General features: G+C 72.5%; 2 protein-coding genes (both only partly in view). Both read right to left on the bottom strand.

Annotated features, from left to right (window positions below; all coding sequences use genetic code 11):
* Positions 1–10,621: the 5' portion of an SDR family NAD(P)-dependent oxidoreductase gene (locus AC07AG_RS21180; protein ID WP_478756640.1), read on the bottom strand. 3,128 nt of this gene lie to the left of the window's left edge; the window shows 10,621 of its 13,749 coding nt (coding positions 1–10,621); the start codon lies at positions 10,619–10,621; its stop codon lies off the left edge, out of view.
* Positions 10,618–22,917, bottom strand: partial view of an SDR family NAD(P)-dependent oxidoreductase gene (locus tag AC07AG_RS21175; RefSeq protein WP_478756639.1) — the 3' end only. 15,606 nt of this gene lie beyond the right edge of the window; 12,300 of the gene's 27,906 nt are visible here — the last part of the coding sequence; its start codon lies off the right edge, out of view; its stop codon occupies positions 10,618–10,620. Before AC07AG_RS21175 ends, AC07AG_RS21180 begins: the two co-directional genes overlap by 4 nt.

The raw sequence follows: 22,917 nt of genomic DNA, 5'->3' as shown, positions 1-22,917 counted from the left end.
CCAGCGCGGTGCCCGTGCCGTGGGCCTCGACGTAGCCGACGTCGCGGGCACCGACCCCCGCGGACTTCAGCGCGTCGGCGATGGTCCCGGCCTGGGCGTGCGGGTTCGGCACGGTGTAACCGTTGGTCTTCCCGCCATGGTTGAGGGCCGTCCCCTTGATCACGCCGTAGATCCGGTCCCCGTCGGCGACGGCCTTCGCCAGCGGCTTCAGGAGGACCGCGCCCACGCCCTCGCCCGGGGTGTAGCCGTCGCCGCCCGCGCCGAAGCTCTGGCAGCGTCCGGAGCTGGAGACGAAGTTGCCCGTGCTCAGCAGCAGGTACTTGTTCGGGTGCAGCGACAGGTTCACGCCGCCCGCGACCGCCACGTCGCAGTCACCCCACCGGATGCTCCGGCACGCCAGGTGGATCGACGTCAGCGACGACGAGCACATCGTGTCCACGCTCATGCTCGGGCCGTCGAAGTTGCAGAAGTACGACACCCGGTTCGCGATGGCGGCGGCGCTGCCGCTGACCGCGAGGGGATCGCCGAGCGCCTGGCTCTGCGCGCCGTGGAGCTGGTACTCCTCGTACATCACGCCGACGAAGACCCCGACCCGGCCGTCCAGCACGTTGCCGGTGCGGGTCTTCACCGACTCCCGTACGTACCCGGCGTCTTCGAGGGTCTCGTACACGCACTGGAGAAAGAGCCGCTCCTGCGGGTCCATGATCTCCGCCTCGCGGGGGGAGATGTTGAAGAACAGCGGGTCGAAGTCGTAGGCGCCGTCGACGAATCCGCCCCACTTGCTGTACGTCTTCCCCGCGGCCCGCCGGTCGGCGTCGAAGTGGCGGTCGTGGTCCCACCGTTCGGCGGGGATCTCGGTGACGCAGTCCTTGCCTGCGGCCAGGTTCTGCCAGAACGCGTGGACGTCGTCCGCCTGCGGGTAGCGGCCCGCGAGGCCGATGATCGCGACGTCGAGCGGCCCCGAAGGAGCCGTGCCCGCCGCGGGCGCCACGGCCCGCGGGCGCCTGCCGCGGTTCCGCCGTGCGACCGCCTCCTGCCGGGGTGCGATCTCGCGGCCGGTCCTGTCGTCCGCCGCGACGGCCCGTGCACCGCCGCTCCCGGTGGAGACCAGTGCGCGCACCTTCTCCGGGTGGGCGGTGACGAAGTGCCCGGCGAGGGCCTCGATGCTCTGGTACTCGAAGAGCAGGGTCTTCGACAGCGACCCGAAGACCTCCTCCAGGGCCCGGGTGAGGTCCATGGTCATCACGGAGTCGATGCCGTAGTCCTCCAGCGACGCCTCGGGGTCGATCCGGGCGGCGGGCAGGTTGATCACCGACGACAGCAGCTTCGTGAGGTAGGCCACCGCCGCGCGCTCGACGCCTTCTCCCACGGGGTCGGACTCGGCCGGGGCGGCGGCGGGCACGGCAGGTGCGGGCGCGGCAGGTGCGGGCGCGGCAGGTGCGGGCGCGGCAGGTGCGGGCGCGGGCCCGTCCGCCGGGGCGCCGACGAGAGCCGCGAAGCGCTCGGTGTCGCCCTCCAGGACCATGACCTGGTCCTCGTCGGTGGCCAGCGCCCGGTGCAGGGCGCTGATGCCGGTGCGGGTCCGCAGCGGGACCATGCCGAAGTTCTCGCGCATCGCCCGCTCGGTCGCGGCGTCGACGCCCATGCCGCCATCGGCCCACAGCGGCCAGTTCACCGACAGCGTCCTGCCCTGCCGTTCGCCCCTGGCCACCAGGGCGTTGCGGTGCCCGGCGTAGGCGTCCATGAACGCGTTGGCGGCCGCGTAGTCGGCCTGCCCCACGTTGCCCGACACACCGGCGACCGACGAGAAGAGCACGAGGAAGTCGAGTCCGACGTCCCGGGTCTCCTCGTCCAGGTTCACCAGGCCCGCCACCTTCGGCGCCAGAACGGCGCCGAAGTCCGCCTCGGTCTTCTTCAGGATGAAGCCGTCCCGGATCACACCCGCACTGTGCAGAACACCGTCCAGGCAGCCATGCGCGTCGACGATCCGCCGTACCAGCGCGCCCACTTGGGCCCGGTCCGTGACGTCGACCTGTTCGTACGTCGCCTCGGCGCCCGCCGACCGCAGCTCGGCCAGGACCGCGTCGCGGCCCTCGTCGAGCGCCCCGCGGCCGGTGAGCACGATCCGCGCGCCCCGCGCCCGTGCGGCGATGTCGCGGGCGAACAGCACGCCGAGACCACCGGCACCACCGGTGATCAGGTACACCCCGGCGTCCTTCCACGGCACCACCACGTCACCGCCCGCGGCGGCGCCGGACAGCTCGCGCCACCGCAGCACCTCACGGCCGCCACCGCGGTGGCGCACCACGGCGTCGTCCGTCACGGCACGGTCGGCCGCCACCCACGGGGCGATCCGCTCCGGGTCCTCCCACGGTTCCACCAGGACGACCTGGCCCTTGACCCGCGGATTCTCGAGCCCGGCGGTCCGCACGACTCCGGCCAGCCCCGACCACAGCGACGCCTCCCCGTCGGCGGGCACCACCACCTGCACGCACACGTCGTCCCGCGAGCGCTCGGCAAGTACCTGGCGCACCACGCCGAAGAGCTGCGACGCGTAGTCCGAGAACTGGCCGTCCACACCCGCCGCGTCGGACTCCATCCGCACGACCCGGGCCCCGCCGCGCGACGCGAGCGCGTCCGCGACCCCGGGCAGACCGGCGACCACCGTCACCGCCGCGGCCCCGTCCTCGGGCGCACCGCCGCGGAGTTCCTCTCCGGCCCAGTGCGGCGCGGCGAGGAACACCCCGTCCTTCCCGGCCGAATAGGCCCGCAGGGAAAGGCCCTTGAGCCGGACGGCGACCGTCCCGTCGTCGTCGCACAGGTCGATGTCGAGACGGCGGACCGCGGAATCCTCCTGACGTCCGGAGCTGAGGCGCACCCACGCCCACATGGACCGCGCGCAGTCACCGGTGATCTCCACCTCGTCGACCGCGAAGGGCAGGTGCGGGGTCCCGCCGTCGTCCGTGGTGACCCCCACGGCGGCCTGCACGGCCGAGTCGAGCAGGGACGGGTGGAGGCCGTAGCCGTCCAGGGTCGCCGCGACGGTGTCGGGCAGCACGAGACGGGCGAGGGCCTGGCCCTCCCCCGCCCACAGCCGCTGGATTCCCCTGTGGCCGGGGCCGTAGACGATGCCGTGTGCCGCGAAGGCGCCGTAGACCTGATCGGCGTCCAGCTCCGCGTCCCGGCACTCCGACCGCAGGACCGACAGGTCGACGGTGGTCCGGGGGTCGCCGCCCGCCGCCGCGGGAGGCACGAGCGCCACGCCCTCGCTGTGGATCACCGGCTGCGCGGCGGGGTCCTGGCCGGGGTGGCTGAAGATCTCGAAGCCGATGTCGTCGCCGTCGCTGCCGCCGTCTCCGTCGCCGGGAAGCAGGCGCACGTGCACTTCGAGGGGCTGCTCCCCCACGATGACGGGCCGCGTCCAGGCGACATTGGTGAGGCGGATCGTGCCGTGCGGCTCGCCGTCCAGGGACACCGCCACGGCCGCCCGCACCAGCTCCAGGCACGCCGCCCCGGAGAGCACCCGCTGATCGCGCACCTGGTGGTCGCGCAGGAAGAACTCGTCCCCGGTGAACACCGAGCTGAACCGCTGCCCGGCCAGGCTGGACGTGTTCGTGTGCACCAGTGGGTGCAACCGCGCGGCGCCCGACCGCGGCGCCCGGTCCTCGTCCAGGGTCGGCCAGTGGCGCTCGCCCTGGAAGGCGTAGGTGGGCATGGAGATCCGGCGCCGCGTGCGGGGCCGGTGGAGCTTGGCCCAGTCCACCGCCAGGCCCGCCACCCAGAGTTCGAGCAGCTTGCCGTACTTCCTCTTCTCGATCCAGGCGTCGAGCGCCTGCGCCATGTCCTCGTCGACGGCGAACACGCGCATGCTGTCGTCGGTGCCGCGGCGCTTGGCCTTCCCGCGGTACAGGCCCGGAACGTCCTCGCCCGCGAGGAACCCCCGCAGCGCCTTGGTGAGTTCGCCGGTGCCGGCGACGACGAAACCGAGCCGTTCCTCGAACGCGTCCCGGCCGGTCTGCAGGGTGTAGGCGATGTCGGGCAGGGCCTCCGCGGCCCCCTCCCGGGCGAGCCAGTCCAGGAGCTGCTCGGCCTGGTCGCGCAGACCGGGGCCGGTCCGCGCGGACAGCACGATCGCCACCTCGGCGTCGGGCTCGGCGTCGGGCTCGCGGACGGCGCGGGAGGGGAGGTACTCCTCCACGATGACGTGGGCGTTCGACCCTCCGGCGCCGAACGAGGACACACCGGCGATCCGCGGCGACTCGGTGCCGTCCGCGGCACGGGGGCGGGTCCACTCGGCCAGGGACTGCTGGACCCGGAAGGGGCTGCCCGGGAAGTCGATGTGCGGGTTCAGTACCTCGGAGTGCAGCGAGGGCACCAGCGTGCCGTGCTTCATCTGCAGCAGCACCTTGGTGAGACCCGCGATACCGGCGGCGCTCTCGGCGTGGCCGATGTTGCTCTTCACCGAACCGATCGCGCAGAACTGGGTGCCCTCGGCGGATTCCCGGAACGCCTTCGTCAGACCGGCGATCTCGATCGGGTCGCCCAGCGACGTGCCGGTGCCGTGCGCCTCCACGTACGACACGTCCCGCGCGTCCACACCGGCCTCGCTCAACGCCCGGCCGATCACCTTGGACTGGGCCCGCGGGTTCGGCACCGAGTACCCGTTGGTCTTGCCTCCGTGGTTCACCGCCGTGCCGCGGATGACGCCGTAGATCGTGTCGCCGTCCGCCTCCGCGCGGTCCAGCGGCTTGAGCAGGACCGCGCCCACACCCTCACCGGGGACATAGCCGTCGCCGCCGGCGCCGAAGCTCTCGCACAGACCGCGGCTCGACGCCCACTTGCCGCTGCCCAGCATCAGGAACTTGTTCGGATGCAGCGACAGGTTGACGCCACCGGCGACGGCCACCTCGCACTCGGCGTTGGAGAGGCTCTGGCAGGCCAGGTGCAGCGCCGTGAGCGACGCGGAGCACATCGTGTCCACCGCCATCGACGGGCCGTGCAGGTCGAAGAAGTACGACACCCGGTTCGCGATGGAGGAGGGGTTGCCGGACAGCGTGACGTTGCGGCCCCGCGCCTGCTCCTGGGCGCCGTACAGCTGGTACTCCTCGTACATCACACCGACGAAGACACCGACGTTGCCGTCGAGCCCGTCGGCGCGGTGGCGGCTCAGCTCCGACCGCGTGTACCCGGCGTCCTGGAACGTCTCCTGCACGCATTCGAGGAACAGCCGCTCCTGCGGGTCCATGAACTCCGCCTCACGCGGGGAGATGTTGAAGAACAGCGCGTCGAAGCGGTCAGCGCCGTCCAGGAACCCGCCCCACTTCGCGTAGGTCTTGCCCGCCGCATGCTGGTCCGCGTCGTAGTAACGGCCGTGATCCCACCGGTCCGCCGGGATCTCGGTCACGCTGTTCCTGCCGTCCGCGAGGTTCCGCCAGAACTCCCGCACGTTCGACGCACCCGGGTACCGCCCGGCCACGCCCACGACGGCCACATCGGTACGGCCGGCGGCGCGCGGGCGCACCACGTCGCGCGCCCGCACCAAGGGACGCTTGCCCTTCCCCGACGCCGCGACAGGCCGGGCGGCCGGGACCGGGGCTGGGGCGAGGGCCGGGGCAGGGGCAGCGGTCACGTCGGCCGTGCCGAGCAGCTCGGCCAGTCGGTCCTCGTGCGCCGTCGCGAAGTAACCGGCGAGAGCACGGATGCTCTGGTACTCGAACCACAGGGTCTTGGGCAGCGAGCCGAAGTCCTGCTCCAGCTTGTTGGTCAGGGTCATCGTCATGATCGAGTCGATGCCGTACACCTCGAAGGCGTCGTCGACGTCGATCCGGTCGACGGACAGGCGCAGTTCGGTCGCGAGCACCCCGGCCAGGTACGCGCACACGCGCTCGTCCCACGAACCAACCGGCACCGGCACGGACACCGGCTGCGGCTGCGGCACCGGTTGCGGCTGCGGCTCGGGGCTCACGTGTGACGCGTCCGCGGCGACCTGCGGCGCGGGCGCGGGCACCTCGCCGGTGCCGTAGGCGCGGGTGGAGAAGCCGGTGAACCGGCAGGACACCACGCCGTCGTCGTCGCAGACGTCGATGTCGAGTTTGCGCACACCGCTGCCGGGGGTGTCGTCGGCGCTGTACCGCACCCAGGCCCACATGCCGTCGTGCAACGGAGCGAGGATCTCCACCTCGTCCACCGCGAACGGCAGGAACAGCGCGCCGTCCTCGGCGTCGCCGCTCTCGGCGAGCAGTCCGACGGTCGCCTGCAGCGCCGAGTCCATCAGCCCCGGATGCACCACGTACCCACCCGGGGAATCCGCCGCCTCCGCGGGCAGGCGCAACCGTGCCAGTGCCTGGCCTTCGCCGACCGCGACGCTCTCCACCGCACGGTGTACGGGGCCGTAGTCGAGCCCCAACGACCGGTACAGGGCGTAACAGCGCTCCGCGTCCCACCGCGTGCCGTCACAGGCGGCCCGCACGCCGTCGACGTCCACCGCCGTCACCGAGCCGGACCCACCCGGCACCGCCGCACCCTGGCAGTGCACCACCTCGACGTCCGCCGGTCCGGTGGACGTCGTGATCGTGAAGCCCACCTCCCCCTCGGCCTCGACCGCCAGCGTCGTGCGCACCCGCACGGGCTCGTCGGCCACCTTGATGGGCCGCGCCCACACCACGTTGCGCAGCCGCAGTCCGCCCGCGCCGTCCACCGACGCCTCGACCGCCGCCCGCGCCATCTCCACGTACGCCACTCCGGGCAGCACCCGCTCGCCCTGGACGACGTGGTCCCGCAGGAAGAACTCGTCACCGGAGAAGACCGATTCGAAGCGCTGCACGTCCAGGGTCGAGGTGTTCACCTGCGCCAGCGGGTGCACCATGCCCACGCTCCGCGCACCGTCGACGCGCACCGCCGCCGTGCCCACGTCGCCGACCCAGTAGCGCTCCTTGGCGAACGGGTACGACGGCAGGGGCACCCGGCGCACCGCGCCCGCGCGGGGAAGGGTCTCCCAGTCGAACGCGAGGCCCTTGGCCCAGAGGTCCATCAGCTTGGCGAACTTGCCCTTGCCGATCCACGCTCCGACGGTCGCCGCCATGTCGGAGTCGGCGGTGAGCAGGGCCAGGGTCTCCCGGTGCTGCTTGATGTCGCCCAGGTACAGGTCCTCGACGTCGTCGTCGCCGTCGGCGAACGCGGTGAGCTTGTGCGTGAGGTCGTCGAAGGAGGCCACGCGCAGCGCGAGCCGCGACTCCATCGCCTCACGGCCCACCTGCAGCGTGTACGCGACATCGGCGAGGCGCGGGCGCGGGCGCCCGGAGTCCTGGCGGCCGAGCCAGGCCACCAGGTCCGCTGCCCGCTCGCGCAGCCGGGCACGGTCCTTCGCGGAGAGCACGATCACCTGGGGGCCGTGGCCGTCCTGGCCGTCCGGGGTGGTGCCCGCCGTCTCCGCGCCGCGGTACTCCTCCACGATCACATGCGCGTTGGAGCCTCCGGCGCCGAACGACGAGACCCCGGCGACGCGGTTGCGCTCCACGACCGCCCCGTCGACCTCGGCCGTGGGGCGCTTCCACTCGGCGAGCTCCTGCTGGACGCGGAAGGGCGTCGAGTCGAAGTCGATCTCGGGGTTCAGATCTCGCGCGTGCAGGCTGGGGGCGATCTGCCCGTGCCGCAGCTGCAGCACCACCTTGACGAGACCGGCGGCGCCGGCCGCCGCTTCGAGGTGGCCGATGTTGCTCTTCGCCGAGCCGATCGCGCAGTACTGACGCGCGTCGGTGTCCCGCGCGAACGCCCGGGAGAGACCGCCGATCTCGATGGGGTCGCCGAGGGAGGTCCCGGTGCCGTGCGTCTCGACGTAGCCGATGTCGTGCGCCGACACCCCGGCCCTGTCCATCGCCTCGCGCACCGCTTCGGCCTGGGAGGCCGGGTTGGGCACGGTGTAGCCGTGGGTCCGGCCGCCGTGGTTGGCGCTGCTGCCGCGCAGCACGGCGTGGATGACGTCGCCGTCGCGCCGCGCGTCGGCCAGCCGCTTGAGCAGCAGGACGGCCACGCCCTCACCGGGGACGAACCCGGTGCCGCCCGCGCCGAAGCTGCGGCACTTCCCGTCGTCGGAGAGCATCCGCACCCGGGACATGAGCACGTAACTCGACGGGTGGGCATAGAGGTTGACCCCGCCCGCGATGGCAGCGTCGCACTCGCCACGGCGCAGATGCTCCATGGCCTCGTGGACGGCGGTCAGCGACGACGAGCACATCGTGTCGACGGCCAGGCTCGGGCCCTTGAGGTCGAGGAAGTACGACACCCGGTTCGCCACGGCCGCGAACGACGTCACGGGGTGGAGGTTCTCGCCCTGCTCCCACAGCCGTGGCCCGTACAGCTCGAAGCCGGTCTTGGACACACCGGCGAAGACACCGACCCGTCTGCCGTGCAGGTCCGCCAGGCGCGTGCGGGTGTAGCCCGCGTCCTCGATCGCGTTCCAGGACTCCTGCAGGAACAGGCGCTCCTGGGGGTCCATGCTCATCGCCTCGTGCGGCGAGATGGCGAAGAACAGCGGGTCGAAGTCGGCGAACCCCTCCAGGAAGCCGCCCCACTTGCTGTAGCTCAGCCCCTGCGCGACGGCCGCGTCGCGGTCCGCGTGGAAGAAGCCGGCCAGGTCCCAGCGCTGCGGCGGGACCTCCGAGACACAGTCACGCCCCGCGGCCAGGTTCTCCCAGTACTCGTCGAGATTGCGCGCCCGGGGGAAACGCCCGCTCACGCCGATGATCGCGATGGCGTCGTCGGGGTCATCGGCGTCGTCGGCGCCGTCGGCGTCCGGGGTGTCCCGCACGACGGCGGCCGCAGCGGGGGCGGCGGTCGGGACGGGAGCGGGCTCCGCAGCAGCGGCCGCGCCCACGGAGGGCGTTCCGTCGCCGCCGGTCCAGGCCAGGCACTGCTCCCTGTGCTCCGCCACGAAGTGGTCGCCGAGCCTGTCCAGTGACGTGTAGTCGTACAGCAGCGCGGCCGAGAGGCCGGGGAAGACCTCCGCGAGCTTCCGGTTCAGGCGCGTGACGACGATGGAGTCGATCCCGTAGCTCTCCAGGGACGCGGCCGGATCGATCTGCGCGGCCCGCAGGCCGGTGACGCCGCCGAACAGCCTGACGAGCTTGTCGGCCACCCTGTCGCGCAGCTCGTCGTCGTCCATGTCCGCCACCGGGACGGCTGCCGGGAGCGTCGCCGCGGCGTGCACCTGGCCGGACGAGGCAGACGGGCCGGACGAGGCGGACGAGGCGGCGAACGCCTCGCGGATGCGCGGGCCTTCGCCCTCGACGGCCATCACCTGGCTGTGGGTCGAGAGGAGGAACTCGTGCAGGACACGGATCCCGGTCTCCGTGCGCAGCGGCGCCATGCCGAGGTCGGCGCGCAGCGCGCGCGTCGTCTCCTCGTCGACGGTCATGCCGCCCTCCGCCCACAGCGGCCAGTTGACGGACAGGCTTCGCCCCGAGCGCTGTCCCGCGGCGGCCAGACCGTCGCGGTGGTGCGCGAAGGCGTCCATGAAGGCGTTGGCGGCCGCGTAGTCCGCCTGGCCGGTGTTGCCCGTGACCGCGGCCCCCGAGGAGAACGTGGCGAAGAAGTCCAGCGCGAGGTCCCGGCAGGCGTTGTCCAGGTTGACCGTCCCGGTCACCTTCGGGGCCAGGACCTCCCGCAGCGCGTCCGCGCTCTTGGTGCGGATGAGGCCGTCCTTGGTGACCCCGGCGCTGTGGATGATGCCGTTGACCGAGCCGCACTCCTGCCGGACCTCGGCCACGAACGCCTCGACGGCCGCCGCGTCCGCGACGTCCAGCCGCACGTACCGCACCTGCGCGTGCGGGCGGCTCAGCGCCTCCAACGCCCGTGCCCGCTCGGCGTCCAGGGGCGAACGGCCGGTCAGGAAGAGCGTCGCGCTGCGGACCGAACGCAGCAGGTCCTCGGCGAATATCAGCCCCAGGCCGCCCAGGCCACCGGTGATGACATAGGTGCCGCCTTCCTTCCAGGGCAGGTCGGTGTGTGCGGGGGCGGGCAACTCCCGCCAGGCCAGGGCCTCCCGCTCACCGTCGCGCCACCGCACCGCCGTGGAGTCCGCGTGGTCCCGTGCCTCCAGGACCTGCTCGACCACCCGCTCCGTGCGCGCGGCCCGGCCGACGAACACCAGCTGCGGCACGACCTTCGGGTTCTCGAGGGCCGCGGTGCGCAGCATCGCGAGCAGGCCGGAGAGCAGCGCGTCCTCGCCGGTCTCCGGGCAGACGAGCTGGACGAGCGTCCGGGGCAGCGCCGGGTCGGCCAGCAGCCGCTTGACCGTGTCGAGCACCTGGCAGGCGAGGTCCGAGTAGCGCGCCGCGGGCCCGGAGGCCGGGCTCTGAAGGAGGTGGACCGCTCCGGCGCCGTGCCGCGCCCGCAACGCGTCCGCCGCCTGCCGCTGCCCGGCGAGCAGCACGACGTGCCCGGGGATCCGCGCGGCGGCGGTGCCGTCGGCCGCCCGCTCCCAGACGGGGCCGAACCTCACGAGCTCCGGCCCTGACTCCGCGCCCGCCGGCGCCGCCCCGCGGCTCACGGCCTGCTTGAACTCCTCCTTGGAGATGCGGTTCGCCTTGAGATCCAGCAGCAACTCGGCCAGTACGTCGTTCACTTCGCCGCCCTTCCGTTGTCCGTCGTGCGCAGCGGCGCGGTGGTGAACGCCGGGCGGAGCATCTCCGCCGCGGCGGCCAGGTCGAGTGAGCCGTTCAGGTAGTCGTCCAGGACGTCGTCGACCGGCCGGTCGACGACGTCCTCGCCGATCCAGTACCGCTCCCGGGCGAAGGGGTAGGTCGGCAGGGACACCGGGCGCACGTCCGCGCCGGCGTGCAGCGCCCGCCAGTCGATGTCGAAGCCGTTCACCCACAGGTCGAGCACCTTGGCGTACTCGCCCTTGGCGATCCAGGCCGCGACGACCTCGCCCAGGCCGTCGTCGGCGGTGGGCGCGGCGCCACCGGCGCGGTGCACGCGGCTGCGGTGCAGGCCCTCCGCGTGCTCCGGCCGGTCGATGAAGCCGCGCAGCCTCGCGGCGAGTTCGTCGAGGGAGCCGACGACCGTCCCCAGCCGTTCGGGCATGGCCTCACGGCCGACCTGCAGGGTGTACGCGACGTCGGCGAGCGACACCTCGCCCCGTTCCGGGTCGCGGAGCCACCGCAGGAGCCCGTCCGCCTGCTCGCGCAGCCGCTCCCCGTTCATCGCGGAGAGCACGACCACCGCGGGCCCGCGGGCCGGGAGGCGCGGGGCCTCGGGCCGGTCCGGGCGGTACTCCTCGATCAGTACGTGGGCGTTCGCGCCGCCCGCGCCGAAGGACGAGACGCCCGCCCTGCGCGGCACTTCGTGGGCGACCCCGTCGATGTCGACGACGGGGCGTCGCCACTCGGCACGCTCGCGCTGGACGACGAACGGCGACGAAGCGAAGTCGATGTGCGGGTTCACCTCGTCCGCGTGCAGCGTGGGCGCCAGTTCGCCGTGCCGCATCTGCAGCAGGACCTTGCACACGCCCGCCACACCCGCCGCGGCCTCCGCGTGCCCGATGTTGCTCTTCACCGAGCCGATCGCGCAGAACTGGGTGTCCTGGGTGTCGTGGGAGAACGCGCGCTTCAATCCGTTGATCTCGATGGGGTCCCCCAGCGCGGTCCCGGTGCCGTGGGCTTCCACGTAGCTGACCGTTCCGGCGTCGATGCCCGCCTTCTCCAGGGTCCGGCGGATCAGGTCGCCCTGTGCCACCGGGTTGGGGACGGTGTAACCGTTCGTCGTGCCGCCGTGGTTGACCCCCGTGGCGCGGATGACGGCGTGGATGCGGTCGTTGTCCCGTTCCGCGTCGTCGAGCCGCTTGAGGATGAGCGCACCGACGCCCTCGCCCGGCACGAACCCGTTGCCGCCGCTCCCGAAGCTGCGGCACTTGCCGTCGTCCGAGAGCATCTGCAGCCGGGAGAGGCCGACATAGCCCGACGGGTGCAGGTAGAGGTTCACGCCGCCCGTCACGGCCACTTCGCACTCGTCACGGAGCAGGTGCTCGCACGCCTCGTGCAGCGCCGTGAGCGACGACGAGCACATCGTGTCGATGGGCATGCTGGGGCCGTTCAGGTTCAGCTTGAACGACACGCGGTTGGCGACCGACCCGAAGGATGTGTACGGGGAGGTCGTGTCGCCGCGCTGCCAGCGCTCGGGTCCGTAGAGGTTGTGACCGGCGCGCGTGATGCCGACGAAGACCCCGACGCGTCCGCCGTGCTGCTGCTCCAGACGCGCCCGCGTATAGCCCGCGTCCTCGAAGGCCTTCCACGTCTCCTGCAGGAACAGGCGCTCCTGGGGGTCGACCTCCACCGCCTCGTTGGGCGTCATCGCGAAGAAGAGCGGGTCGAATTCGGCGAAGCCGTCGAGGAAGCCGCCCCACTTGCTGTAGCTCTTGCCCTCGTCGGCGGCCCGGTCCTTGTCGGCCTCGTAGAAGCCGTCGAGCCGCCACCGGTCCGCGGGGATCTCGGTGATCGAGTCCCTGCCCGACCGCAGGCCCGCCCAGAACTCGTCCAGGGTGTCGGCCTGCGGGAACCGCGCGCTCACGCCGACGACCGCGATGTCCCCGCCGTGCCGGGGCCGCGCGGCGCGTTCCCGCCGCGGCTCGGGCTCCGGCGCGGGAGTGTCCAGCGGCTGCGGTTCAACGGCTTCCAGCGGCTGCGGTTCAACGGCTTCCAGCGGCTGCGGTTCAACGGCTTCTACGAGACCGACGACGCGGGCGATGTCCTCCTGCCGCTCGGCGACGAAGTGTTCGGCCAGCGCGCCGACGGTGCGGTACTCGAAGAAGAGCGTGCTGCTGACCTCCCCAAGGTCCTTCTGGAGCCCGTTGAGCAGCTGGAGGATCAGGATGGAGTCGATGCCGTACGTGGACAGGGGCTCCCCGGCCCTGATGGAGTCCGCCGGGATCATCAGGGTGCGCGCCACCAGATCCTTGAGATAGGTGAGCACGGCTTCCTTGAGGGCCCCGGGGTCCACCCGGGCAGGCGTGGCGGGGGCCGCCGCCGGTTCGACGGCGGTCGGCCGCACGACGGTGGACGTCCGCTCGGCGGCGGTCGTCGGCCCGACCGCGTCCGGCTGCTCCGTGCCGCGGGTCTGGTGGATCACCCCGTCGCTGAGGGCCACGACGACCTGCTGGCCGAGCACGTGCGCGCCGGTGGCGGGGAACTCGACCGACCCGTACCCCTCCCACTCCAACACTGACTGCCACATCTCCGGCTCCAGCGCGGGGCCGCCCTCGGTGCGCAGCTCCGGGTCGTCGTAGAGCCACCAGCCGTCCAGGAGCGCGAACGTGAGCAGGCTGAACGGCGTGTATCCGTTGATCTCGTTGATGACCATCGCGGCCCCGGGCTTCATCAGCGCCTTGGCGTTGCGCAACGACTCGCGGATGTCCCGGGTGGCGTGCAGCACGTTGGTCGCGACGACGAGGTCGTAGGCGCCCTCGGTGAAGCCCTGCTCCGCAACCGCCTTGCCCGCGTCGAACAACTGGCAGCGCAGGAAGGGGTTTTCGGCGCCGAATTCGCGCGTGCCGTGGATGAGGAAGGCGTTCGACATGTCGGTGTAGCAGTACTCACCGATGTTCCGCGCGTACGGCTTGAGGCGCCGCATGAGCGTGGCGGTCGTGCCGCCCGTCCCCGCGCCGACCTCGAAGATGCGGAACGTGGCTTCGGGGTCCTCGGCGATCCTGCGCTCGACGAGTTCGACGACGCAGTCGCCGACGACGTCGTTGAAGTGGTCCGCGATCATGTTCCGCTTGTAGATGCCCTCGACGAGGTCGAGCGAGGACCCGGGGAAGATCACCTCGACCGCCGACGCCGTTCCCGTCAGGATCCCGGTCAGCACGCGGAAGGTCCGGTCGACCAGGTCGGCCGTGGCCCGGAGCTCGGGATCAGCGAGCCACACCCGCTTGCCGCGCTCCCACTCCCGCTCGGCCTCCCGCGCGTCGAACCCGCTCTCCGTGGCGGTGAAGGACCCGGAGCCGGTCTCCTTGATGTGGCCGAAGCGCGTCAGGACCGCGAAGCACTCCCGCACCCACCGGTCGAACCCGTCCAGGATCCCGTTGTCCCGCATGAAGGACGCGACGTCGAAGACCTGCCCGCCGAACCAGCCGCGCTCCCTCAGGTCGCACCACAGCAACTTGGCCAGGACCTCGTCCAGTTCCATCGCCTTGGCCTTCGTGCCGGCGCGGACGGCCCGCACCTGGTCTGCACGGGACGGCAGCGCCGGGGCGAGCGCGGGCCTGCGCGCCGCGGACCCGAGGACGCGGACCGACTCGCGGCCGTCGTACGACTCGAACTTCCGCGGCTTGCGTGTGTTGAGGTGGGCCACTTGCACCAGCGGCGACGCCAGGAGCCGCTCGACGGTGGCCAGGGCGAGGGCCGGGTCGATGTCGGCGAGGCCCTCCTGCTCGTAGAGACGCTCCCTGATGTGCTGCGGCACGTCGAGGCCGCTGCCCACCGCGCCCCAGTACCCCCAGTTGACCACCCGCACGGGGTAGGGCCGATCGGCGGAAAGGCGGTGCGAGAGGGCGTCCTCCACGGCGCTGCCCGCGACGTAACTGCAGTAGCCCATGGCCGGGTTGAGCGAGGAGACCGACGAGAAGAACAGCATGAAGTCCAGGTCGCCCGCGTCGAAGACCTCGGCCATCCACGCGCTCGCGTCGAGCTTGGCGCTCAGGCCGAGCCGGAACCGCTGCTCGTCGGTGTTGGGCAGGCCCTGGTCCACCAGGCCGAACACGGAGTGGACCACGCCGTTGACCGTGCCGAAACGCTGCTTGATGCGCGCGTGGGCGGCGGCGAGGGACTCGCGGTCAGCGGCGTCGGCGCGGACGTACACGGGTGCGGGGCCCAGCGCGGCCAGCCTGTCGATCTTGCGCTGGATGTCGTCGTCCCGCTCCCGCCTGCCGATCCACACGACCTGGGCGCCGAAGCGCCGGATCATGTCCTCGCTCCAGAGCTCCCCGAGGCCACCGGCCCCGCCGAGGACCACGTACACGCCTCCCCTGGTGTAGGGGCTGCGGGACGGCTCGGCCAGCGCCGCGGGCGCGAGCCGTTGCCGGAACCACTGCCCGCCCCGCACCGCCCTGACCGGCTGCGAAGCGGCGCTGAGCAGGGTGGGAACGGGCAGGGCGTCGTCCGCGCCGAGGTCGAGCGGGTTCACCCGCCAGTTGGGGAGTTCCTTCCCCATCACGCAGGCCAGGCCCAGCACGCCCGCGTCGGCGGGGTGGACCCGCTCGCCCCGCAGGACGGGCTGCGTCTGCCGCGTGACGACGGTCCAGGTCAGGTCCGAACCCGCGTGCCCCAGCGCGAGCAGCGCCTTGACGAGGCGGAAGAACGCGACCACACCGGCATCGGTCCGCCGGAGCAGCGCGGCGGCGTCCGTGTCCTCCCCAGGCCGCGAGATCCAGACCAGGTGCCGGATGTCCCCGACGCTCCGCAGCCGCGCGGTCAGCGCGTCCAGGCCGGACCCGGGCTCGACGTCGAGGAAGACCGGGGAGCCGAACTCGGCCGCGATTGCGGCGCGTTCGGCGGCGTCCGCACCGAGGACGACCACGCCGGCCCGCGGGGAGAGCTCCTGCTCGGGGGCCCGGTCGCGGACCCACACGGGCGCCAGCGTCAGGTGGTTCCCGTCCACCGGAGGCGCCGGGCGCTCCACCGGCACAGACTCCACCGGCACGGACTCCGCCGACACGGCCTCAGTTGGCGCGGGCGCTGCGGATGCGGGATCCAGGCGCGCGGCGGACGGCCTGCTCGGGGCCTCGACCGCCTCGGGCAGCCAGTACCGCCCGCGCAGGAACGGGTACGTCGGCAGCGGCGTCCTGCGGTGCGCACCACCGGCGAACAGCTGCGCGTACTCCAGTTCATGGCCCTGGAGGTGGAGGTCGCGGACGACCGTGAGGTGCTCGACGCGCTCGCTCTCCGGCGCACCCGAGGCGCACTGCCGGATGAGGGAGTTGCCGCGCCGCTCCTGCGCGGCGTCCCCGCCCGGACGGCTCTCGGACAGGTCGGCGACGCGCACGTGCGTCTCGCGTCCGGTCGAGAGCCACTCCCGCAGCCGGTCCGCCAGTTCGTCGGTGGTCCGCGCGACACAGGCGAGCCGGACCGCGCAGTGCCTGCGCCCGAGCAGCAGCGTCAGGCTGACGTCGCCCAGGTCGGTGTCGGGGTGCGCGCGCAGATGGTCGGCCAACTGCTCGGCCTGAGTGCGCAGTTGATCGTGGGAGAGGGCGGAGAGGGCGATGAGGTGGACGGGCGGGCGCGCCCCGTCACGTGGCCGCACGGGCGCTTCCTCCACCACCACATGGGCGTTGGTCCCGCTGAACCCGAAGGAGTTCAGCGCCGCGAGCCGCGGGCGGCCGGCCTCGGCGGGCCACTCCCGGTGGACCGTGTTGACGTAGAACGGGCTCGCCGCGAAGTCGATGTGCGCGTTGCCCTGCTCGAAGTTCAGGGAGCGCGGGATCTCGCGGTGCCGCAGCGCGAGCAGGATCTTGATGAGCCCGGCCACGCCCGCCGTCGGCGACGTGTGACCGATGTTGGTCTTGACCGAGCCGATGGCGCAGTACTCCCGCTTGTCGGTGTAGCCGCGGAACGCCCGGGTCAGCGCCTGGAACTCGATGGGGTCGCCGAGCCGGGTGCCGGTGCCGTGCGCCTCGACGAGCCCGAGGTCGGCGGGGTCGACGCCGTACTTGTCGTAGACGGCCCGCTGCAGCTGTTCCTGGGACTTGGCGCTCGGCGCGGTGATGCCGTTGGAGGTGCCGTCCTGGTTGAGGCCGGACCCGCGGACGAGGCCGTGGATGTGGTCGCCGTCGGCGAGCGCGTCGCTCAGGCGCTTGAGCACGACGAAGCCGACGCCGTCGCCGGGTACGAAACCGTCCGCCCGCTCGTCGAAGGTGTGGCACCGCCCGGTCGGGGAGAGCATCCCCGCGCGGTGGGCCTGCAGGTAGTAGTGGGGCGCGCACTGGACGGAGACACCGCCCGCCAGGGCCATCCCGACCTCGCCCGCGCGCAGCGCCTGGCACGCCATGTGTACGGCGACCAGCGAGCCCGAGCACGCCGTGTCGACGGCGACGGCGGGACCCCGCAGGTCGAGGTGGTACGAGATGCGGGCAGGCATGATCGACTCGGCGTTGCCCCACATGGCCTGCGCCGGGGTGTCCGCCCCCGGCGACGGCAGGTAGTCGACGGGCTGCGTTCCGATGTAGACACCGCAGTCGGTGCTCTGGACGCCCGCTCCGGCGTAACCCGCGTCCTCGAACGCCCGCCAGGACTCCTCCAGAGCGATGCGCTGCTGAGGGTCCATGTAGGTCGCCTCGACACCCGATATCTGGAAGAACGCCGGGTCGAACCGGTCGATGTCGTTCATCAGCGACGCGTGCGAGGGGACGTCCGCGCCGGGCTCGACGAACCGCGACATGTCCCAGCGGGTGATCTCGCCGACCAGGCTCTCGCCGTCGGCGAGGTGCTCCCACAGCGAGTCGACGCTCTCCGCCCGGCCGAACCGCCCGCTCATGCCGACGATCGCGATCGGTTCCAGGTGCGGTTCGGTGCTCGGGGCGCGCACCGCGTCGGCGTCCGCCGTACCCACCACGGGTGCGGCGCCCACCGTGGGGAGCTCGGCCGGCGGGGCCTGCGCGGGGCGCGCCACGCGGGCGCCGATCTGTGCCGGGAAGGTCTCGGTGACGTAGGCGGCCAGCCGCTGGACCGAGCTGTGGTCGAACAGGTCGGTGGGCGAAAGCACCCCGCCGAGGGTCTCGTTGAGGTCCCGGACCAGCTGGACGCCGACGATGGAGTCCACGCCGTAGTCCGCGAACGAGTCCTCGACGTGGATCTCGTCCTCCTCCAGCTCCAGGGCCTTCCGGAGCTGTGCCACGATCTCGCGCCGTACGTACGCGTCGAGTTCGCGCGGATCGGGCTCGTGCGCGTCCGGCGCGGGTACCGCCGCGGCGGCGCGGGCGACGACGACCTGGTGCCCGGCGTCGTGGGCCGCGGCTGCGGGGAAGGACACGGCGGCGAAGCCCTCGTCGTGCAGGACCGCACGCCAGCGGTCGGGCGCGAGCGCGGGGCATCCCTCGATCCGCAGCTCCGGGTCCCGGTAGAGCCACCACCCGTCGAGCAGACCGAAGGTCAGGTGCGAGAACAGGGTGCGGGCGGCCAGCTCGTTCAGTACGAGCGTGCCGTCGTGGCCCAGGAGTTCCCGCGCGTGGCGCACCGCAGCCCGGACGTCGCCGGTGGCGTGCAGGACGTTGGTCGCAAGGACGATGTCGTACGCCCCCTCGGCAAGGCCCTGGCCTGCCGGGCTCCGCTCCACGTCGAAGTGCTCGTACCGCAGGTACGGGTGCTCGGCGCCGAACTCCTTCTTGCCCGTGCGCAGGAAGTGGGAGGAGACATCGGTGTAGCAGTACTCCGCGATGCCGTCCCGGTGACGTCCCAGCGCGCGCAGCACCTTGTCGGTGGTGCCTCCCGTGCCCGCACCGATCTCCAGTACGCGGACCCGGCGGCCGGGGTCCGCCGCGAGCAGGGCCCCGACGCGGTCCGCCACCTGCTCCGCGACGACTTCGTTGAGGGCCTCGGCGCTGTCGGAGCGCCGGTAGATGCCCTCGACCAGCGACGTCGACGCACCGGGGAAGATCACGTCAGTACCTCTGCTGCGTCCCGCGAGGACGTCCGGGCAGCCGCGGATCGCCTGGTCCATGAGGTTGACGTAGGGGTTCGTACCGCCGCTCTCCCGGCAGACGGCCGCCCAGCGCCGCCATGCGGTGCCACCGCCCGCCGATGCCGTCGGGGTCAGCGTGTAGCGCTCCCCGTCCCGTTCCAGGTGGCCGTGCTCGGCCAGGAACCGGAGGCTTTCGTCGAGCCAACGGCTGTGCACACGCCCCGGCTTCAGGCCGTCCCTGAGGTCGGCGACGGAGCCGCTGCCCTCCGCCGCCATGCCGAGCGCCTGCAGCTGCGTGACCAGCAGCCCGCAGAGGAGGTCGTCGTCGAAACCGCGGCCGCTCCCGGAGTCCGCGATCACCCGCCGCAGCCGGACGTCGCCGACACTCTCGGCGGCTTCGGCTTCGGCTTCGGCAGGGGCAGGGGCATCGGCATCGGCAGGCCAGCAACGTCTCTTGGCGAACGGATACCCGGGCAGCGACACGGGAGTCAGGCGCCTGCCGCCGAACAGCCCCCGCCAGTCCAGGTCGTGTCCCTGGCAGTAGAGCCGCGCGGCGCCGCGCAGCGCCTCCGTGAACGCCGACCGGTCGTGGCGCAGCTGGAACGCCTCGCGCACCACCTCGTTGCCGGTCTCCAGCGCCTCGGCCCGCGGGACGAAGCCCTTCGCCACACTGCCGTCGACGACTTCCGGCACCGTCGCGCCGCCGAGCCAGGCGCGGAGCAGCCGCGCGGCCTCGCGCGTGTCCCGGGCCACCACGGCGCACCGGTGCCGGAAGTGGGCCCGGCCGTCGAGCAGCGTCGCGCTGACGTGGCGGGGGCTGTGCCCATCGGTGCCTTCGTCGAGGAAGCCTGCCAGGTCCGCGACCCGCTGCCGCAGCGCCTCCGGGTCCTTCGCCGACACGGCGAAGAGGTGGGCGGGCAACGTCGCGTCGTGCTCGTTGTCGGGCGTCACGAAGCTCTCCACCACCATGTGTGCGTTGGTTCCGCTCATGCCGAAGGCGCTCAGGGCCGCGACGCGCTCGCGTCCCGCCGTGCGCGGCCACTGTCTGTTCGCCCGGTTCACGAAGAACGGGCTGTCCTGCCAGTCGATGTAGGTGCTCTCGCGTTCGCAGTGCAGGCTGGCCGGGATGGTCTCGTGGCGCATGGCCTGCAGGACCCCGATCAGGCTGACGAGCCCGGACGCCGCGAGCGTGTGGCCGACGTTGGGCTTGGTCGAGGTCAGCGCGCAGTACCGCCGCTTGTCGGTGAGGCCGGTGAAGGCGTCGTTGAGCGCGTTGACCTCCACCGGGTCGCCGAGCCGGGTGCCCGTGCCGTGGGCGACCAGGTAGTCGATCTCCGCCGGGTCGACGCCGTACTTCTCGTAGGTCGACCGCAGGAGTTCGACCTGCGCGGCGCCGTTGGGGGCGGTGATGCCCTGGGACCTGCCGTCGTAGTTGATCCCGCTCGCGCGGATGACGCCGTGGATCCGGTCCCCGTCGGCGACGGCCGCCGACAGCCGTTTCAGCACGACGACGGCGACGGCTTCGCCGACCACCATGCCGTTGGCCCGCTCGTCGAAGGCGTAGCAGACGCCGTCTTCGGACAGCATTCCCGCCTGCCGCATGTCGGCGAGCTGCCGGGGTGTGGTGATCAGGCTGACGCCCGCCGCGACGGCCGTGTCGCACTCGCCGTCGCGGATGCTCAGGCAGGCCTGATGGGCGGCCACGAGCCCGGACGAGCAGGCGGTGTTGATCGCCAGGACCGGGCCGGTGAAGTCGAGGAAGTGGGCGAGCCGCGCGGCGAGTACACCGTCGTGGTTGGCGGTGATGCTGCCCGTGCTCTCGGCCAGGCCCTCGTAGTCACCGTGCTCGACGCCGACGAACATGCCGACCTTGTCCGGCGAACCGGGCTTCCACGCCGCGTCCTCCAGCGCGCGCCACGACTCCTGCAGGAGCAGGCGCTGACGCGGGTCCAGAGCGCGGGCCTCCTTGGGGGAGATCTCGAAGAACAGCGGGTCGAACTCCTCCGGCCCCGAGAGCTGACCGCAGCGGAAGGCGCCGAGCGGTCCGTCCGTCTCCTCGCCCCATAGCGCGAGCCGTTCGGCACCGACCGGGCTGACGACGTCGCGGCCCTCCGAGAGGACGGACCACAGCTCGTCGACGTCGCCCGCACCGGGGAAACGTCCGCTCATGCCGATGACGGCCACGGCGTCGTCGCCGCCCGCCGCGGACCGCGCCCGGGGCGCGGGGCCGGCCTGCGCGTCCGGCGCCGTCTCCTCCCGAACGGGCACGACGGACTCGACGGCCTCGAAGGCCTCGACGGGCACGGCCGGGAGTTGGGCCGGGAGTTCGGCCGCCGACGACGCACGTGCCGCGCCGTAGAGCACCTCAAGGACGTCCTTGTGCTTGCCGACGAGGTGGCTGCGCAGCTTCCCGAGCGTGGGGTGGCTGAAGAAGACCGACGGTGTGATCTCGACGCCGATGTGCCCGCCGATGCCGGTGGCCAGTTCGACGAGGCTCACGGAGTCGAAGCCGTACTCGGAGAGGCTGTCCCCCTCGTGGATCCGGTCGGGCGAGACCTTGACGACGCGGCAGATGATGTCCCGCAGGTCCTGGTCGAGGACCTGCTCCAGGTCCAGGTCAACGTCCAGGTCGAGGTCCCGGTCAAGGTCCGGGTTCCTGTCGACGGGCGCGGCGACCGCCTGCCGTGGCGGCAGCAGGCCGAGGAAGCGGTGCACCCGCCCCGGCTCCCCGACCACGACCATGTGCTGTACGGCGTCCTGGGCCAACAGGGCCTCGAACAGCCGGAGTCCGTCCTGCGTCTCCAGGAAGTCCTGACCGCTGGAACGCAGGTACAGGTCCGTCGCGTCCTCGTCGAGGCCCATGCCGCCCTCGCGCCACAGCGGCCAGTTGATCACCGCCGTCTTGCCGGAGACCTCCCCGGCGGCGCCCTGTTCGGCGCGGTGGGCGGCGTAGGCCGTCTGGAAGCGGTTGCCGAACGCGTAGTCGCAGGTGCCGAAGTCACCGATCACCGCGGAGGTCGACGAGAAGTAGCAGACGAAGTCGAGGACCTCGCCGGCCAGCACCTCGTCGAGCGCGAGGGTGCCCGCGACCTTGGCGGCCGTCGTCCGCTCGAAGGCGGCCACGCTCTTGTCCAGGATGCTCTCCCCGCCCGCGACCCCCGCGGCGTGGATGACGCCGTGCACGGATCCGAACCGCTCACGTGCCTGCGCCAGTACGCGCTTCATGTCGCCCGCGTCGCAGACGTCCGCCTGTGTGTACAGGACCTTGTCCGCGCCGAGTTCGCGCAGCTCCTCCTGCCGCCGCGCGTCCGGCGCGGAGCGGCCGGTCAGCACGACATTGGCCCCGTGGCCGCCGATGAGGTGCCTGGCCACGATCAGCCCGAGGCCGCCGAGACCGCCGGTGACGAGGTAGGTCCCGCCGCGCTTGAAGACGCTGGGTGCGTCGGTCACCTCCGCCTGCCGCACGCGGCTGACGAAACGTCCGCCGTCCCGGTACAGGGCGCTGGACGCGGTCTCCTGGCGCACTTCGGCGACAAGGCGCTCGGCCCAGCCCGCGACACCGGCGGGCCGCCGCGGATCAGCGGCGTCCTGCAGCACGACCGTGAACGCGGTCTGCGGCAGTACGAGCCCCAGCGAGCGCTCGAACCCCATGGCCGCCTCGATGTGGGCGCGTTCGACACCGTCGCGGTACTGGCCCGCGAGCACGAACCGGCGCGCGGAGACCTCCGCCCGGTCCAGGGCCTGGAGGGCGAGGACGACCTCGCTGACGTCGTCGGGGCGCGCGCCCGGTTCAAGGCTCCACAGGTCGAGGACGGCGTCGATGGCGCCGTGGCTCGCGGCGATGGCGCCGAACGCGTCCGCGTAGTCACCGGCCTCCGCCGTGCGGATCTCGTACGAGTCCGGGGAGATCCGGCGGAAGGCGGCACCCTGCCCGACGAAGGCGACACGGACGTCGGGGTCGAGCGCGCGGACCGCCCGCGCGAACTCGGCCTGGCGCTCGGCACCGCTGCACAGGCAGATGATGCTGCCGAGCTTCCGCGCCGGGGCTTCGAGCAGGGGCTCGGGACTCCACTCCTCGACGAAGACGAGCGGCCGCGCGCGCTCGGCGGGCGCACCGGCCGGGGAGCCTGCAGGACCGGCGTGCTCCGCGGCGGTGAGCGGCTGGCCCTCGAAGGGGAAGTAGCGCTCGCGGGCGAAGGGGTAGGTCGGAAGGCCGATGCGGCGCGGGGTCCGGCCGTCGTAGAGGACGCTCCA

This window comes from Streptomyces sp. NPDC044044 (assembly GCF_056434405.1).
Note: the sequence above shows the minus strand (reverse complement) of the source record. Positions and strands in the feature narration are given on the sequence as shown.